Annotated in this window: 9 protein-coding genes; 4 read left to right on the top strand and 5 right to left on the bottom strand. The window is 64.8% G+C overall.

Annotation, left to right across the window (positions count from 1 at the left end; translation table 11 throughout):
* Nucleotides 1-211 precede the first annotated feature (211 nt).
* Complete coding sequence (locus tag VGN72_03810) at nt 212-2146, top strand: carboxypeptidase-like regulatory domain-containing protein (protein HEV7298466.1); 1935 nt, start codon at nt 212-214, stop codon at nt 2144-2146.
* Between the two features lie 115 nt (nt 2147-2261).
* Here VGN72_03810 and VGN72_03805 read toward each other — a convergent pair whose 3' ends face one another.
* The 4 genes from VGN72_03805 to VGN72_03790 form a co-directional block, all read right to left on the bottom strand.
* A complete protein-coding gene (locus VGN72_03805) occupies nt 2262-4373 on the bottom strand; it encodes a DUF1565 domain-containing protein (protein HEV7298465.1) in 2112 nt (703 codons plus the stop codon).
* A 504-nt stretch (nt 4374-4877) separates the two neighbouring features.
* Entirely contained in the window at nt 4878-6956 is a 2079-nt protein-coding gene (locus VGN72_03800) for a right-handed parallel beta-helix repeat-containing protein (protein ID HEV7298464.1), read from the bottom strand.
* 24 nt (nt 6957-6980) lie between these two features.
* Nucleotides 6981-8003 (bottom strand): GDSL-type esterase/lipase family protein, encoded by a 1023-nt coding sequence (locus VGN72_03795; GenBank protein HEV7298463.1) that lies wholly within the window; start codon nt 8001-8003, stop codon nt 6981-6983.
* Nucleotides 8004-8028: 25 nt separating this feature from the next.
* Complete coding sequence (locus VGN72_03790; GenBank protein ID HEV7298462.1) at nt 8029-8754, bottom strand: phytanoyl-CoA dioxygenase family protein; 726 nt, start codon at nt 8752-8754, stop codon at nt 8029-8031.
* Nucleotides 8755-8870: 116 nt separating this feature from the next.
* Between VGN72_03790 and VGN72_03785 the strand changes: the two genes are divergently transcribed.
* Nucleotides 8871-9707 carry an AraC family transcriptional regulator gene (locus tag VGN72_03785; GenBank protein ID HEV7298461.1) on the top strand — a complete coding sequence of 279 codons (837 nt, stop codon included), beginning with the start codon at nt 8871-8873 and terminating at the stop codon, nt 9705-9707.
* A 93-nt stretch (nt 9708-9800) separates the two neighbouring features.
* Here the strand turns inward: VGN72_03785 and VGN72_03780 are convergent, their stop codons facing one another.
* Nucleotides 9801-11669: a trehalase family glycosidase gene (locus tag VGN72_03780; GenBank protein HEV7298460.1), complete on the bottom strand. Its 1869-nt coding sequence runs from the start codon at nt 11667-11669 to the stop codon at nt 9801-9803.
* A 501-nt stretch (nt 11670-12170) separates the two neighbouring features.
* Between VGN72_03780 and VGN72_03775 the strand changes: the two genes are divergently transcribed.
* A complete protein-coding gene (locus VGN72_03775; GenBank protein ID HEV7298459.1) occupies nt 12171-13049 on the top strand; it encodes a prepilin-type N-terminal cleavage/methylation domain-containing protein in 879 nt (292 codons plus the stop codon).
* Between the two features lie 211 nt (nt 13050-13260).
* Nucleotides 13261-18021, top strand: a complete 4761-nt coding sequence (locus tag VGN72_03770) for a hypothetical protein (GenBank protein ID HEV7298458.1) — start codon at nt 13261-13263, stop codon at nt 18019-18021.
* Nucleotides 18022-18122 lie beyond the last annotated feature (101 nt).

Here is an 18122-nt window from a genome sequence, read left to right as displayed (position 1 = left end):
GTGAATCTTGACGCGGCACAGGCGGCGTTCAGCAGGCAAAAGAATTCCTTGCGGAACTGGATCGTCGCGCAGTTAAGCTATGTGAACGGGGGTGCGACTTCCCGCCCTCACACGATCGATTCGCCTTACCAGGGGACAGCCCATGCGTTTCCCGATGTTTTTCGTGGCCGCTGTATTGGCGTTGTGCGTTTCGCGTGCTGACGCAGCCACAGTGACCGGTCGGGTTCTGTCACCAGACGGCCAGCCGGTCGCCGGCGCCACCGTGTGGATCTGGGAGTCCGCAGCATTCGAACCACCATCCGCGACGACGGCGAAGACCGACGCCGACGGCCGATACGCGCTCTCGTACGAGCCGCCCACCGCGGACGGGGGTCGCGTGACGATCGGTGCCGTCGCCGAGGGGCTGGGGGCCGGGGCGCGGCCGGTGACGTCGCCGACCGAGCCGCTGGACGTGCCGCTACGGGCAGAGTGCGTGCTGACCGTGAAACTGCTCGATGCCGCCGCGGGCAATGCGCCCGTGGCTGGCGTCGCCGTAAAGGTGCGAGGTGTGGTCATCTCCGGAATGACGGACATGTCGTTCGAGTTCATCGAAGCGCCGGCCGATACGTCCTTCTTCTCTGCTCGTACGGATCAGGACGGCGTCGCGGTCATTCACGGTCTGCCGCGAGCCGCCCGCGCGTTGATCGACGTTGACGACGACCGCTTCGCCCGGCTGACCTACGACGACGCGGTCCTCCTGCCGAACGAGGCGACCTTCACCGCGCCGCCAACCACGTTGCGGCCAGCGGCAGTCGTGCGCGGGCGCGTGACGTACGACGGCACCAGCAAGCCGGCGCTCGGCGTGCGCGTGTCGCTGCAGGGCGTCGGCCGGCAACAGGGCGGTGGGACCGCCGTCACCGACCCGGACGGGCACTACCGGGTCGCGCGAATGCCGGCCGGCCAGTTCGTGGTATCGCTGTACCTGGATCCTGCCCTGGCGAAGGATTGGACCGCTCGAGCCATCGACGGGCTTGAGCTGGCTGCTGGTGAGGACGCCGCCGACACCGATCTTAAGCTCGTGACCGGCTCCCTGATCACCGGGCACGTTCGCGACGACACAGGCAAGGGAATCGCCGATGTGCCGATCGGCCTCTACGGCCCAGCGAGGCCGCGCAGCGCGGCCGCCATCAACCGGGCAGTCTCGGAGGCCGATGGGGCGTACTCGATCCGGACGCCGGCCGGTGAACAGTACGTTTACGTGCAAACCTCCGCGCCGCCCAAGGGATACCAGATGCCACCGGAGGCGGAGCGCAATCGAACGGTGACCACGACCGACGGTCAAACGATGACGATCGACTTCACCTTCGAGCGCGCGACGGCCGATTCGGTGGTGAAGGGCCTTGTCGTCTTTGAGGACGGCCGGCCGGTGTCGGGGGCATCGGTCATGGTCGAGTCGGACCGGCAGCAATTCGCCGCCAGTGCCGTGAGCGATGCCGACGGGCGATTCGAGCTGTCCCGCGAGCGGGGTGACACGTCGTTCCGGATGCGGGCCCGTAAGGACAAGCTTGCCACGCCCGCGGCCGTCGCGCCGGCGGCCGACGGGTCGGTCACCCTCCGGCTGCGCGCTGACGCGCTTCACAGCGCGGCAGGCAAGGTCGTCGACGCCGACGGCAAGCCGGTCGCAGGGGCCATCCTCAGCTTGACGCAGATGACCGGGCAGTACGGGTTCGGCCGCGACGTCGGGATGACCGATGCCGACGGGGCGTTCTCTATTGCCGATCTATGGCCGGACGGCCGCTACACGGTCAACGCGACCGCCAAGGGGTTCGGCAAGCGGCAGATGCAGCTAAAGCTGGGCGGCAGCAAAACGCTGGTGCTGCCGCCGCTGGTCATCAAGCGGCTCGACAGCTTCGTCGCGGGCACCGTCTTCGACGCCGACGGCGGACCGGCAGCCGATGTGGACGTGACCGCGATGGGGCCGGAGTCTGGCATGGCCTCAGCCCGCACCGACGCCGCTGGTCAATTCCGCTTCCCGACCATCGCCGGCGAGACGATCCGCCTATACGCGCATGTGAGTTCGGAAAAGCCGCAACGTTCCGGGGAGGCAACCGCGACATCCGGTGACGACCGGGCGACGATCCTCTTGGACGAACCTGCGGATCGCTGACATCCTGGCCGCCGACGTGTACCGCGAGGCGGAGGCGGTTCTGAACCGCGGAGCGTGTTTTCGTCGCCGCTTCCAGCCCCTCCGGCGCAGCCGATGCGCGGCTGCTGTCGCGGGCTTACCGTCTGGTGGGCGTCGTCGGCATCTTTCCAGCCCCGACGGTCCAGGGATCGACGCCGAGTTCGTAAGCGCCGATGTCGGGCGGGCCGACGAGCTTATCGTCGTACGGCGGCACCTTCACGCCCTTGTTGATCGCCTCGGTCGCGGTCTCCTTCAGCTGGTAGTTGCGCTGGGCCATGTCCGAGTTTGTCGAGTCGACGAACAGGCTGTCGCTGCTAACGAGGTTGTTGCTGATCTTGGCCTTCCCCAGCGGCGTGGTGAACCCGCCGTTCCATCCACCGGCCCAGATGCCGTTGGACCAGATGTTGTTGCGGATAATGCTGCCTGCGCTCTCGCGGGCACCGGTTTCCAACCCTCCCCCCTTCGGCTTGTCCGAGATGCCCACGTTGTTGAAGATCCACATGTTCTGCGCGCCTCGCTTCTCGTCCCAATTGATGTTGAACGGATCCGTCACGTTGTAGACCACGTTGTGGTCGACTACACCGCCGGCGGCGAAGTCGAAGTAGATCCCGTACTTCCGGCCCTTGCCGGTCACGTTGTAGATCACGTTGTGGTCGATGCGCACGTACTGGTGATCCGATCCCAGCGAGTCGATCGCCGCCGAGTCGGCCGAGCGCAGCATTACGTCGTGGATCAGGTTGTGGTGGATCCGCGCCTTCGAGTCGGTCGGCTTCTTCGTGCTGTTCTTGAGGGCGCGGAAGTTGATGCCCTGTTGCGGCGAGTTCGACAGCGTGTTGTACCCGAACTCGTGGTCCTCGCTGATGACGACGCCGTTGCCCGGGTCGTACGTCTTGCCGAAGTTCACCATGCCGGTTTCGCTGCCCTGCAGGTTCAGGTCCCTGAAGACGCTGTTGAGCACCTTCCCCTGCCGCCCGAACATGCTCAGGCCCGACCCCGCGCTGTAGCGCACGTCGCCGTTCTGGAACGTGATCCTGGTGCCGCTGAGGATCAGGCCCGACTTCTGCTGCCACTGCATCTGGTAGTTGCCGGTCTGGTCGGTGAAGTGCGACACGTACCGCGCGTTCATCCCGTCGATCAGGATGTTGCTTGCCGCGGCGACCCCACCGGGATCGACGTTGCGGTTAGCGGCCAGGTCGTCGGTCGTCAGCGAGGTGGCGAACAGGTTGATGCCCTTGATGTTGATGTAGCTGTCGCCATCGAGGTTGAACCCGTACGTGCGCCGCTTGGCCTCCACCGAGTCGGCCGCCGGCGCTTCCCCGGTGGGCGTGCGGAGGTAGATCTGCTGGGCGGCGGCGTCGATGAACCACTCGCCGCGGCCGAGCGCCGCCTCGATGCCACCGGTACTGGTGAGCCCTTCGGTGGTCGGTTGAAACAGGTAGAACTCGGTCCCCTCACCGATGCTCCAGGCGCCGTCGCCGCCGCGCGTGTCGATCCCCTTGACGGTGATCGTGCCCGCGCCCGTCTCGACCACCACCCCGGTCTGGCCCTGACCGTCGGTGTCGTTGCGGGCCAGGTTCACCCAGATCTTGGCCCCCACCCAGCGCGCGGGGTCCTCGCTGAAGTCAGCGTTGTGGAACGTCGCCAAATCGTTCTTCTCCAGACCCGGATCGCTCTTGGAGAACGTGACCGAATCGGCGATCGCGATCGTCGGGCGGACGGGGTCGGCGCTGGTCTGGTCGGGCCAGCGGGCCAGTTCCATCATCTCGCCGGCGTGAAAGACCTGGTTGGAATCGTAAGCCGCGTCCTCGTTTTCGAAGTGGTAGTTCCACGGCATCGGCGCGCGGTAGACCTCTTCTCCCACCTTCGTCCACTCGCCGCTGATCACGTCGGTGCCACTGACAACCACGCGTTCGTCCTCATGACTGCGGATCGTGATGGGCGCAGCCGCGGTGCCGGAATGGGAGGTCGTCACGGTTTCGCGATAAGTGCCCTCACGGACGACCACCGAATCGCCGGGCTTTGCAAGGCTCACCGCCTGCTGAATGGTCCGCACCGGCGCGTCGATCGACGTACCGGGGTTCGCGTCGTTCCCCGCCACCGAAACGAACAACACCGAAAGCATCACACGCCCGTCGAGCAGGTCGATCAACTTGCGATAGCCGTTGACGGTTTGGTAAACGGGCCGGTCGAATGAGATTGGTTGATGCATCGTCTGTGTCTTCCAAAGGAGAATTGCGTCGGCGCGAGCGGCGATCAGGGTGGAAGGCCATTGCGCTAAGTGCGGCGATTCTTGCGACGTTCGGGGAATTAGAAAGTTCGTCGGCGGCGCGCCCGCCGATCTCTAGCAGTGCTACCTGTAATATGCCGTGGATCCACACGTCGCCAATGTCGTCGAGCGCAGAAATGTTTATCGCTCGGCGCAAGATCGCAAGCTCGCACGACGACAGCAGGGGCCTGATGTATAGCGGACAAAACCCCACCGCCTCGCGCGCACTTGTCATCCCGATGGGAGGCTCGCCGACCTGAGGGATCTCAAGCCACGGACGGTTCTGGGCCTTGGGAGATCCCTCAAGTCGGCAAGCCTCCCATCGGGATGACCCGTCCGCGCATGGCGTCGAGGTTTTGTCCACCAGCCTTGGGGCCCATATCACAAGAACGGCAATGCATCGCGCAGCAATTTGTTCAGGTCACGCCATACTGCAGCCGTCAGCCGCTACTTCGTGGGCTGCGGTCGCGGTCGCGGCCCGCAGTCCGACCAGTCGTAGGGACGAAAACCGATGCGCGAGATGGGGCTGTCGGGCGCAAACGTCAAGTTGCGCTCCGTTTCGGTCACCATCGGGTCGGCGTTGATCGACGCCGCATCCTGACCGGCCGCCAGCCATTCCTGCCAGCTGATTTCGTGTTGCACGTCATCGCGGAAGTCCATGTGGGTGGCGTCGGGAACCCCGTCGGGGAAATGGAACAGGTTGGACGTCGCCCGCACCGATTGGCGGATGTCGCCGGCGTAGGCGCCCTGGTAGCTGGCCTTGGCCGGACCAAGGAAGAGGTTCTGGAACACGTTGGCCGAGATGTGCGGCTCGCCACGGCCGACGCAGAGCGTGCCACCCTCGGTCGAACGCGCGAAGACGTTGTTACGGATGACGATCTCGCGCCCGTAATGGATGTTCAACATAGGTCCCTGCGTGTCGTGGACCCAGTTGCCCTCGATCAGCAGGTGCGCGCTTCCCTCGTCCGGGTAAATGCCCCACCCACCGTAATCGGCTGCCGTCACGCGGCAGACGTGGTTGCCGCGCACCACTGTGCCGGGCTGCACGCCCAGCAGGTAGATGCCGCCGTTGTCGGACAGCACGCCCTCGCCGATATCGCGGATGAGGTTCTTTTCAATGCGGATGTCCTGCGTGACCGTCCGGCGGTATCCCCACGACCACCCGCACGAAATGCCCGTGTAGCAGCTGTGGGCGACCTCGTTGTGCGCGATCGTGCAGTCGTGAGCATTCGTGAGCAGAATGCCGACGCTCTGATGGAAGACCTTCCCGATGTAGCTGATCGTGTTGTCGCTGGTCGTGATGCGGCCCGTGCGCTCGGTGAGCGCGCCGTCCAGTTCACTTCCGCCGATCTTGATTCCCCCGCCGCCCAACTGGCGAAACTGGTTGTGAAGGACCGAGCAGTCCAAGCATCCCGGCCCCATCTCCACCGCGCTGAAGCCGACGTGCTCGATCGTGCATCCGTCGATCGCGCAATGCGTAGCGAACTTCAGGTTGATCACGGACGGCACGTGGGCGGCCGCCTGGGGGGCGCTGCCGATCGGCACTTCCTGAATATCGAAGTCGCCGAGCGTGTGCGGCAGCATTTCGGCCTGCGGCTGGTACCAGTCGGCGTGCCGGAACGTCAGTCCCTCGAAACGAAGCCCCTTCACCGGCCGCACGTCGGTCGGTTCCGACAGGAGGGCGCCGCGGTTGTACGCCTGGCCGCGCACCTGCACGAACTCCGTCAGCCGGGGCGCCAGCACCTCCGTGTCCTCCAGCGTTTCGTCGGGCAGCGGCAGGTAGGTCAGCTGCCCCGTGTCGCGGTTGAGGTACCACTCGCCGGGTTCCGATAGCGCCTCGTACAGGTTGTCGACGTAATAGCGTGCCAGCTTCGGGTTGAACGATTCGTAGAGGTTGAAGACCGACCGCCGGCCGCACCGCACCCAACCCGTTCGCGCGTCGAACCGTGGCGAGGGCAACCGCGTCTCGAGCCAGTAGTGCAGCAATACGATCTCCGCGTCAATCAGGCTCGGCCAGTCCTGCACATCGCCGGCGGCGGGCTTGAAGACGTTGTCGCCGGCGAACAGCTTCCGGTTCTCCGGGTAGCGCAGCTCGGCAATGCGCCGCACGTTCGCGACGCCTTTGGCATCTGCGGTGAACTTCGGCAGACGGGCGCGCGGCCGACGCGAACCGCGAACGAAGAGCGATCGGAAATACCAACGGTTGGCAGCCACGTCGGGTACGGTCGTCACCCAGGCGCGGCACCCGGCGTGCGTGGTCTCGGTCCACCCGTCGATGCGCTCGGCGCCGTCGAAGATGGCGGGCGCATTGGGGTCGGCGACGTACGTGGTGTCGCCATCGGCCACCTTGAAGCGGATCGCTTCGCGCATGGCATAGCGGCCACCGCCCACGGTGACGCGTGCCGGCCCCTTCAACTGGCCGCACTCGCGCAATCGTCGCAACCCGTCGCGGGCGCCGACTAACGAGGCCCAGGGCCCTTCGGGCGCGGTATCGTCGCCGTCGGTTGTGATCGAGAACTCATTCATTGTTTCGGCTCGTCCGAGGTAGTGCTACCCAATCAGCGGTGCAAGGCGGGCGGCAAGATTGTCAGCGATGATCGTCATCCCGTGATCGCTGGGGTGAACCAGGTCGGGCGACAGCCCCCTCAGGCTGGGCAACAGATCCGTTCCCTCGATCAACGTAACGTTGTCGCAACCGCAGTTGGCCGCAGCGTCGCGCACGGCGGCGCGAAGCGAGTCGGCACGCATTCGGACGTTTTCCGACGGTGGCCGAAGGTCGTGGGACGAGAAGAACGCGGTGATCAGGACGACCGGTTTGTCAGGTTGGGCAGCACCTAACGTGCGGGCCAGGTAGGCGAAGCGGTCAGCCGCCTCGGCGATCGGCATCGTGTGGTTGTGCAGGTTGATGCCGAGCTCGCAGGTGATCAGATCCCAATCGTCGCGCGCGGCGAAATAGTCGGTGAGTTCCCGCTCGGCGTGACAGCTGCCGCCGAAGCCGACGTTGTACACGTCTACGCCCAACTGCCGCGCGGCCTGCACGACGTAGGGGTTGGCAAGCCGCGGGGCGCTGAACCCCTGCGTGATGGACGACCCGTAGGCGAGCCACCGCTTCGCCGGCTTTTCGCTGTCCATCGGCGGCCGCACGGGGAGGCCGCCCGCGTCCACCGAGACAAGGTGGACGCGGCCGGTCCCGCTCAGCCGAAGGCGCCACACGGTTGGCGCAAACGCGGATCGCAGCCCGTTGGCTTGCACCAGCCCCGGCAGATCGACGGCGGCCTGCAGCTCGATCGTGCGCGTGGCGCCGGGCTCGATCATGACCTCCGACTGAAGGAAGTCGCCCTGCGACACGTGCACGTACTCGTGGTGCACGTCTGAGTAAAGCTTGACGCGTGGGGTCGGCGACTTGGTGACGAAACGCACCTCGCACGAGGTGGGCGCGAGCGAGGCGCCGCTCGCGCCCTCGTTCAAATCGGCGCGGACCGAATCGGGAACCCGCTGCAGGCGCATGCCCGGTTTTCCGGGAATGGCCTCAATGGCGGTGACGTTGTGCAGTTCCACATCGTTGTAAAGCATCTGGTCCCTGTTCGATCCGGCAATTTCACATTGCACGGACGTTGAAGATGTACGCGCGCCGTCCGCGGCTTTGGCTCGTGTTTGGCGGCGTATAGTGCGGCGTTCCATACGCGTGAATCGTGCAGCCGCCGGCGGCCAGTGGGCACGCGATGCCCTCGTTGGGCAGGTCCGGATCGCCGAACGCCGCGGTCGCGAGAAGGCGGCCTTCGTCCGTGGGTTTGCCCGCGTAAACGTAATGCAGCCGCAATGCCTGCTTGTGGTGCCCGGGCAGGAAATGCATGCAGCCATTTTCGAAGTCGACATCGTCGAGCGCGACCCAGAACTGGACGCCGCCGCCATCCATTGGCATCCCCTCGGGCGCGAAGGGCATGTTGTTGTACGCGAAGTCCTGGTGCCAGGGCGTCGCCTTCGGGTGCATCGGCGGCTTGTAGATCAGCATGTCAAAGGAGACCTCGACCCGATCGGCGCGAAGCAGCTGCTTTGCAAGCCGCAATCCACGGCTGACGGCGGGGTTGTCGTTAAAGTACGGAATGTCCTTACGCGGATGCATGACCTGCCGCGTCACGCTGCCGAGTTGCCGATCGCCGGGAAGCTTAATCTCAGAACGGATGATGCGGTCGTAGTAGTCCCGCAACGTTTCAAGCGTTGTCGGGTCGAGCAGTTTCGGGATCGCGATGTAGCCGTCGCGATCGAACCGTTCAGTCTGGTCGGGGCTGAGCGTCTCGGTGATGTCAGGGGCGGTCGCGTTCATGGTATTACTCTCCGGTGGGGGTGAAGTCGTGACGATGGACAATCGTCATCCGGGGAATACCTTATGACCTCGGCCGACTGCGGGTGAATAGCAGGCTTGCCATACAACCAACAGAAATGACAACGACCCCCGACTTGCCCCCCGCGTTCACCGGTCAACCCTGCCCACCCGGCGTGATCCGCCGCGACCTGTACCTGGCGAGCATCGGGTACTTCCGACGGAAGCGCACGCACGTGAAGGCCCGATTCAACTTCCCGGCCATCGCGCTGATCGTGCGCGGCAAGGGCACGTACCGCGCCGGCAACGGGCCCTGTACCGTGGTGTCGCCGGGCATGGTGATCGGCGTGTACCCGGGACCGGTGTTCGACTACGGCCCGGACGACGATTGGGAGGAGCACTACATCGGCTTCGATGGCCCCAATGCAGCTCGGCTCGTGGAGTCCGGGCTGATCCCCACCGGTGGCATTCCGCTCCGGCTGCCAGAGGTGACGTTCGCGGTCGCGCTGTTCCAGGAGGCCGCCCGCCTCTACCAGCGCGACGCGATGGGTGACGTCGACCGCGCCTGCCTGGTGGGCCAGCAGCTGCTGGTCGACCTCCACGCCGCCGCCGCGGGCGCGCCCTCGCCGAGCGACCCGATCGAGGCCATCCTCGCGACGTGCCGGCAGCGCCTGCAGGAGCCGCTGGACTTCCAGGCGCTGGCGCGCCGGCACGACATCAGCTACTCGTCGGTGCGTCAGCAGATCCGCGCCCGCACCGGGCTGGCGCCGGCTAAGTACCTGGCGCGCCTTCGGTGCGAGGCGGCGAGCGTGCTGCTGGCTACGACGACGCTGCCGGTCAAGGAGATCGCGAGACGGGTCGGCGTTCCGGATCCCTTCTCGTTCAGCCGCGCGTTCCGACGCACGATCGGCACCGCGCCGGAGCGATATCGGGCGAGCCAGCGCGTCTACGGATGAGCGACCGCGATAAGGAATTTTCGTTCGCTGCGTATACACCTAAATAGCCTGAAACTGCCTAAATCAGCCGAGATTTGCCTGATAATTGCGCGCCTATTTCGGCGTCAAAATGGACGGAATACCGAGCAACCCACCCCAGTGATAGAACGAATCGCTCCAGCGATAACCGCAGCCGTCGCCACTGTCCCCATGGTAGTTTTCGTGTACATGCCGATGTGACCGCCACTCGCGCAGCAACAGCGCCGCCGACCGATGCGCCAGGTCGGCAGCGGCATCATCCAGGCCGCTTCGGCGTAAACCGAGCCAAACCAGGTAGTTGTGCGGCCCCCAGATGCGTCCGCGCCAGTAGTGCTGCTCGGGGTAGGCGGCATCGTCGCGCGGGCAGCTGGGAATCACCCACTCACCACCGAATCGCGTCGGCGCATGCAGGTGCTCTTTCAACATCCGCTGCATCTGGCTGGCAGTCGCCACGCCCGGCACTAAAAGTGGGAAAAAGCTCGGCGGCGCCGAACGATGGCTGAACTCGCCCGTGTCCAACCGTCGGTTCGCGAACAGACCCAATTCCTCGCACCACAGCGAAGCCAGACCCGCACGATACACCTGCGCCCGCCCGCGCAGTTCCGCGGCCACCTCGTGGCGGTCGACGGCCGTGGCCAGTTCCGCCAGCGCGTCGCAATCGGATACGTACAGGCTGGTCAGGCCAACGTCCTGCAGCGCGAGCGTGCCGGTGGCGGCATCGAACGGCACGTCGTCGTAGGTCGGGCTGTTATCCATCCCGCTCTCCAGCGCGCCACCAAACCGCCCGCCGACACCGTTCTTGGCCGTCTCCCACTCGTTGCCGACGACGGGCGCATACGTGTTGCTGCCCCACGCCAGACAGCCCTCGCCAGCGGCCCGCGCCTCGTGCCACCAGCGGTTCCATTTCAGCAAGCGATCGAGCAGCAACCGCACAACCCACGCGTCGCCGTGACGGCGGAACAGTTCCAGCAGCACCGTTCCACCGACGGGCGGTTGGCTGCGGTCGCGCGTCGCAAAGCCATGCGCGTTCGTAGTATTCGGAACGAACCCCGCTTCTGTCGCGTGGCGCGTGATCTCGACGACGTTGGCGTACGCGAGGTCCACGTTTCCCGTCGCACTGGCCAAGATGGCAGCAAAATAAGTGTCCCAGCAGAACAGCACCCACCCACCCTGCTGGCTGCTCCACACGCGGCTTACCGGGCTGATCGCGCGGCGACCATCCGGATCGTGAATCGTGTTCCACGCCAAAGCCGACTGTACCGCCCCGGCAATTTCCCCGTCCCGTTCGCCTTGAGCGGCAAAGCTCGCATGCAGCGATTCGCGCCGCGCATCCAGCAACTTTCGCGCGGCTGGCGCGTCATATGGTTTGCCGGCGGTGATGACGATCGGTTGATCCTCGATCGTCACCGCGACGTACGGCCCCGTCGCCGGCACGTTGCGGTCGTCGCTCCGTTGGCCGCTGCACGCTATGCGCACGGCTGATTCGCCCGGCGGCGTCGCGAGCAGATCCAGTCCATCGTGGCGCACGACACCGTCGCTGTTCCACAGGAAGGCGCCACCAACGACCAGCACGGGCAGGCGTAGCGAACGGTCGACCGACTGGCGGTCCAGGGGCGTCACGAGCAGGAGAAGCCCGCTGTCGTCAGCGGTCGACTCGACGCGAAGCCGCACGTTCGCCCAGGTGATCTCGAGTTCGGTGTACGCGCCGTCGTAGCTGCGCACGCCAGGCCGTACCGCTTCCACCTGCTCGCCGTGCCGCCCCACAAGCGCCTCACCCAGGTAACGGCCGGACGCGTACTCCTTGATGCCGATCCGCACCGCCAGCGCGTGCGGCAACAGCACGTGACTGAGCAGGCTGCGCACGTCCCACGTGTTCCACCCCTGGCACAGCCGTGCCTGTAGCGCGGCGTAGGTGGCGTCGGGCGTGTTCGTATCAGTTGTCATCTGCACTCAACCTCACAATGTCCCCAGCAGGGTGTATCCATGTACGGCGATCCGCCCAAAATTTTTGCGACCGAAGCGGAGCGCGACCCGCACCGGAATGCTCCCGCTGCGCCAGAGACACTCAATGAACGACGAGAAGACAGATCGGATGGGACACGCTCGACTCGTAGATCCTCCGTCTCTCGTCCGACGTCGTCTTTTTGGCTAAGGGGTTACCCGCAGAGCATCCCAATCCCGCTAATCGATCGAGAACGAAAGGCCGAGTGCATCTGTTCTACCGAGAGTTACGCACAATCTGCCTCAACTAATTCAGATTGCAAGGAGGCTGCGCCCGTTGATAGAGATTTCTGCGCCGAGCGACATTGGCCTGCGCAGAATTGGGTGCATATTTACTCTGACGAAATTGGCTTGAATAGCGGCTTGGGCATTCCGTGCTACCCCGCCATGCAAGCTTCGTTGGCCGAATCAACATTCACGTCAGTTCTTGCTTAAGGAGTTCGCATGTCGCGCAACCGCAAATCGTCCCGTCGGTCCTGTCCCTTGGGCTTCACGCTGGTCGAGTTACTCGTTGTCATCGGCATCATCGCCCTGCTGATCAGCATCCTGCTTCCGTCGCTGAATAAGGCGAGGCAGGCTGCCAACACGGTCGCGTGCGCCAGCAACATGCGGCAGATCGGCCTGATGTTCCGGATGTACGCGAACGAGAACAGCGGGATTCTGCCACCGGGCGGCTATCAGCTTGCGCCGGGTCGAAACTGGACTTGGACCGACTGGATGGACAAGTACTTGACCGGTGGTCGCATGCCTGACGCCGTCAAGGACGGCGACTATTCCAATACCGCCCAAACGTACTGCCCGCCAATTCTTCAGTGCCCGTCGGACAATAGCACGCCCATGCGGAACATCACGTACAAGCCGATCCGCAACCGTAATTGGAACTCGTTCGGGCTGGGTTCTCTGGGCATATCGACGATATCTGCCGGTCCTACAACGGTAGATTTTTACGGCAAGCCCGCCTCGAGAAAGCAATATTCGTCCATTGCGAACGACACCATCATGCTGATGGAGTGGTCGGATGGTTCAGTGATCAACGATTCGCTTCCCAACAGCCCAATGGGCACGACGGGTGGCTCTGCGAAAGATGCGCCGGCCCAACAGGTTAAGGGGCCTTGGGAGAATACAAACCTTCCGAGCAATTCCCCGGTCGGCGCCATCTCGTACGCGCTTCACCCCGGCGGACGTTTCAACTACCTGATTGCCGATGGGCACGTGGAGGCGATGACGCCCTACGAGTCTGCTGGCGTCATCAAGGGCAGCCCTGACTACATCAACAGGATGAAGGGCCCTACCTCGGGTCGCTGGACGTACGTTAAGGACTAAACTGACCGACCTAATTGATGGGGGAAAGTGACCTTATCGATCGTGGGGATGGCCGCAGATCCGCGTTTGGTCTGCACCCACTGCCCGTCCACACGAAGTACGGCCTTCCTCGGAACCTGATCGTGTCGCGATCAGGTTCCGAGCGTTGGTTGAGGGATCAGATCAACCCGCCTTCCCCCTCGTGTCTCACGAGCCAGGTAACAACACACACATGATGAATTCAAAACACCCGAGCATCGGTCGCGCGCTCGCCGCCGCTTTCACGCTTCTGCTTGTGGCCCAGCCAACGTACGCAGCGACATCCGAGGCCCGCGTGAAGAACGCCAATTTCGAGCGCATCGAGGACGGTCGACCGGCCGACTGGTCTGGCGGCAACGAACACGTCAAGACCGTGACCGAAGGGGGCAATACCTTCCTGCGCATCGACCACGGCAATGAGAAGACCGCCACTCAGTTGCTCCAGACCGTTCCGCTTGATCCGGCGTGGAAGCGCCTCGCAGTGCGCGTGAAGATGCGCGCGAATAAGCTGGAGATGGGCGACCAGGGGTGGAACGACGCGCGGGTCGCATTCACGTTCGTCGACAAACAGGACGAGATGATCGGCACCTGGCCGCAGGTGCCGCACCTGAAGGCGGACTCTGATTGGGTGACGTTGGAGACGACCAACGACGTGCCGGAAGGCGCCGTGGCCGTTCGACTGTCCCCGTCGATGCTCGGCGCCGCCGGCACGGTCGACTTCGACGACCTGACGATCGCCGCCGGCACCGGATCGGCCGCCAAGCCAGTCGAACAGAAGGCGGCCGCGCCTACGGCAGACGCGAAGCTGCCTGAGGCGAAGCAGGGCCTGGCCGCTAAGCCGAGCGCTAAAGAAATCACCTCGCTGCGGTCACAGATGGATCTGACGGGCCTGTGGCGATTCGTGCCGGCGCCGACGGGTGGCGCCGCGCCGGAATCCGGCTGGGGTTGGATCTCCGTCCCCGGCTCGTGGATGCGCAATGAGGACATCGTCGCCCGTGGAACCGGCCCAGCTTGGGAAGGCTATAACGGGAAAACCCTAGGCGGCGCCTGGTACGAGCGCACGATCGACGTGCCGGCCGACTGGGACGGCCGCGCGATCGTGCTGGAACTGGACCGCGTCAGCACCGATGCCACCGTCTTCGTCGACGGCAAGTCGGTCGGTCAGATCACCTGGCCCACCGGCGCTGTCGATCTGACGCCCGCCCTTACGCCCGGCAAAAGCGTGACCCTGCAGTTGTTCATTGTCGCCACGACCGACAAGGACGAAGTGCTGGTAATGATGGGCAACGCGCCGGGGCAGAACTACACCGTGAAGGCCACGCTGTCTTCGGGTGGCCTAATCGGGCCCGTGCGGTTGGTGGCCCGACCGAAGGGCGCGCACGTGACGGACGTCTTCGTGCAGCCCTCCGTGCGGCGCAACGAGATGACGGTGGATGTGGAGCTGACCGGTATCACCACCGCCGGCACCGCCAACTGGACTGCCGAGTTGGTCGATGAGAAGGGACAGGTCGAGAAGACCTTCAAGACCGAGACGCCCCTGCAAGCCACGCCGGTGCAGCGCGTGAAGATGACCTGGCCGTGGGCCGACGCGCGCAAGTGGGACCTGGAGCAGCCGAACCTGTACACGCTGCGCCTTACGTCCACCGGTGAGCCGGTGAGTGATGCGGTGCGCCAGCGGTTCGGATTCCGCGAATTCTGGATCGAGGGAAAGAACTTCATGCTGAACGGGACGCCGCTGCGCCTGCGGCCGACGCTGGCCAGCATGGGGCAGTCGATCGCCGCCCCCGACGCGAACCCGAACAACGCCGTCGCAAGCATTATGGAACGCGACAAGGCGATGGGCTTCAACTTCTTCGAGCAGTGGCCCGAGGATCCTTACGAGCGCGGCAAGACAGCGCCCTGGGCAAAGTGGTACGACGTGGCCGATGAGCAGGGTGTCGCGGTGAGCGCGATCACGGCCAACATCGGATGGATGGGCGGCAACGTGAACTCGCCGGCGAAGATGGCGGCCTTCCAGGCGGCGGCCGAGCGGGAGATGCGAAAGTACCGCAACCACCCGTCGATCCTCATGTGGGGCAGCAGTGGTAACGCGCTGGGCGCGTTCATCGGGCCGGAAGCAGTGGGTAATCGCGAGGCCGCCGCCAAGGCGCGGGCGGCCACGATGAAGCGGGAACAACCGGACGCACTGGGCGCAGAAGCGATCGCCCTGCTGAAGGCCATCGACCCGACCCGGCCCATCTTCTTCCACAACGGTGGCGCGGTCGGCGACGTCTTCACCGCTAACCTGTACCTGAACCTCATGCCGCTCCAGGAACGCAGCGAGTGGCTGAGCGTCTACGCCGCCAAGGGCGACATGCCGGTGATGTACGTCGAGTTCGGCACGCCCCTCTACTCGTCGCTGATGCGCGGCCGTAACAACTACGGCAACACGACGGCAAGCGAACCGTTCATTACCGAGTACAGCGCCGGGTTCATCGGGCCCGATGCCTATCGACTGGAAGCGCCCGAGTACCGGCAGGAACTCGTCCGCCAGTTCAAGGAAGGTCAAACGTACGCCGGCTGGCACTTCAATAAATTCATTCGGACGTCACCCCCCTTCCAAGCCATGCAGGCGGTGTTCCTGCGCGACACGTGGCGCACGTGGCGCACGTGGGGCATCACTGGTGGCATGATCCCATGGGACGATGGCTATGCCGTCATCGACGGCAAACGCACGGTCGCGGGCGACGCGCTGGCGGAGAACAACCAACCCACGCTGGCCTGGATCGCCGGTCCGGCCGATGCCTTCACAGATCGCTCGCACAACTACGTGGCCGGCGACAAGGTTGAAAAGCAGGTCGCACTGCTGAACGACACGCGCAGCGAGCAACCGTACCGCGTGAGCTGGATCGCTACGGTGAACGGCAGCAAGGTCGGTGGCTCAGACGCGTCCGGCACGCTTACGCCGGGACAGACGCTGTTCGTTCCGTTCGAGTTCACAACCCCGCAGTTGCAGCAGGACAAGGCCGACGGGTCGATCGAGATGACCGCGACGATCGGCGAAGCGGAGCAGCGCGATACGTTCGCGTTCCGCGTCTTCGCGCCGATGGCGAAGCGCGGCGAGGGCAATCAGGCCGAACAGGTCAAGGCGTTCGTCGTCGATCCTCAAGGTCGATCGAAGGCAATGCTGGAACAGCTGGGCGTGTCCGCTACCGAGTGGGACCGCAAGGCATCGGGTGAGTTGCTGATCGTTGGCCGCGGCGCGTTGGCCGATGAACCGGCCCTCACTGCGGACGTCGAGCAGTTCGCCAAGGCGGGCGGGCGCGTCATCATCATGTCACAACCGCCGGAGTTCATGCGCAAGCAACTGGGGATGCGCGTCAGCTGGCGGTCACAGCGCAGCGCGTTCCCGGTGGACGGCGACCATCCCGTACTCGCGGGGCTGGACACCGAAGACCTGCGCGACTGGCGTGGTTCCAGCACGCTGGTTAAGCCCTACCCGTCCACGGCCGAGTTGACGGGCCCGGACCAGCTGAAGTCCAAGTCAATCTATCCGTACGCTGGCTGGCGTTGGGGCAACCGTGGCGCCATCTCGACGGCGCCGATCGAGACGCCGCACCGCGCAGGCTGGCGTCCGCTGCTCGTGTCCGACTTCGATCTGGCTTACTCGCCGCTGCTGGAATTGAACCTGGGCAGTGGACGGATCACGTGGAACCAGCTTGACTTGGAAGACTACACCTCCGACCCCGCCGCCATGAAGTTGGCACGCCAGCTGATCAACCACGCAGCGACCGCGCCGCTGTCGCCGCGTCGGCCGACGGTGTTGATGGGCAGCGACGAAGATGCTGCGTTCCTGAACACCGTTGGCGTCGAGGCGACGCGCGTTGACGCCGTGCCCAACCCTGACCACCTTCTGATCGTTGGGCGCAGCACCAAGCCGGATAATGACACGCTGCGCAAGTTCCTGTCGGCCGGTGGACGGGCTCTGTTCCTTCCGCGCGTGTCGGCAGAACCGGTGCTCGGACTCAACTTCGTGCAGGAGACCGCCGCCGACCTGAAGGCCCCGGAAGTGGCCGATTGGGCGGAAACAGCCGGTCTGACGACGGCGGACCTCCGCTGGCGTGCCGCCACCGACGCGTGGCTGGTTGGCCCTGGCGCCGAGTCCACCGCGGGTGGGCAGATTGCACGCCTGGAAGTGGGCGAAGGCGTCGCGGTCTTCAGCCAGGTCGATCCCGATCGCTTCGATGCCGATACGAAGACGTACTTCCGTAAGACGCGTTGGCGGCAGACGGGGGCCCTCTCTCAGCTGCTGGCGAACCTCGGCGCGTCATTCACGGCCGACGCACGCCCGCTGCGTCCGGAGCTGCCACCTGAATCGTCGCCCGAGCTGTCGCTCGCCGGCGAATGGCGCGCCCGTCAGGTGCAGTCGCTTCCCGCAGCCACGTCACCCGAAAAGGGGCATGTGGACCCGTCGATCTCCGCAGAGGCTAAAGCCCTTGTGGGTGTCGACGTGAACGATGCCGATTGGCAGAAGGCCCAGATGCCGCGCGACATGGAGACGCTCGGCCAGACATGGGCCAATCGTGATGGCGAGGCCGTGTTCCGCCGCACGTTCGAGGTGCCCGAATCGCTGCGGGGTCGTGACCTGCGAATGTCGCTGGGCGCGATCGACGACAACGACGACGTCTACCTCAACGGTACGCGCATCGGTGGGCGCGGCGACTCCGATGAAGCAAACTGGAGTGTGAAGCGCGAGTACGCCGTTCCCGCAAGCCTGCTTCGCCAAGGCCAGAACGTGTTGGCGGTGCGCGTGTGGGACCGGTTCGGTGGCGGTGGCTTTACGGGCGTCGAGGCTGACATGCGGCTCAGCCTGCCCAAGGAAGCGCCGAAGCCGAAGTCGCCCGGCCTCTACCACGCCGACTACCGCGAGGATTTCGAATTGGGCGATGAGCCGCACCGGTTCTACAACTGGTAACCGGGGCTGCGCGGCCTGTTCTAAACGCATGCTGGCCCTTTGACCGAGGCTTGCCCCCACCATGGTGGACAAGCCTCGGTCTTTTAGGGATTCTCTTTCCT

Source organism: Tepidisphaeraceae bacterium, assembly GCA_035998445.1.
Taxonomy (GTDB): domain Bacteria; phylum Planctomycetota; class Phycisphaerae; order Tepidisphaerales; family Tepidisphaeraceae; genus DASYHQ01.
This window is presented reverse-complemented; position numbering and strand designations above follow the sequence as displayed.

Coding starts and splice junctions, on each gene's coding strand:
- VGN72_03805 (HEV7298465.1), bottom strand. CDS start 4,373: ATGCATCAACCAATCTCATTCGACCGGCCCGTTTACCAAACCGTCAAC.
- VGN72_03800 (HEV7298464.1), bottom strand. CDS start 6,956: ATGAATGAGTTCTCGATCACAACCGACGGCGACGATACCGCGCCCGAA.
- VGN72_03795 (HEV7298463.1), bottom strand. CDS start 8,003: ATGCTTTACAACGATGTGGAACTGCACAACGTCACCGCCATTGAGGCC.
- VGN72_03790 (HEV7298462.1), bottom strand. CDS start 8,754: ATGAACGCGACCGCCCCTGACATCACCGAGACGCTCAGCCCCGACCAG.
- VGN72_03785 (HEV7298461.1), top strand. CDS start 8,871: ATGACAACGACCCCCGACTTGCCCCCCGCGTTCACCGGTCAACCCTGC.
- VGN72_03780 (HEV7298460.1), bottom strand. CDS start 11,669: ATGACAACTGATACGAACACGCCCGACGCCACCTACGCCGCGCTACAG.
- VGN72_03775 (HEV7298459.1), top strand. CDS start 12,171: ATGTCGCGCAACCGCAAATCGTCCCGTCGGTCCTGTCCCTTGGGCTTC.
- VGN72_03770 (HEV7298458.1), top strand. CDS start 13,261: ATGATGAATTCAAAACACCCGAGCATCGGTCGCGCGCTCGCCGCCGCT.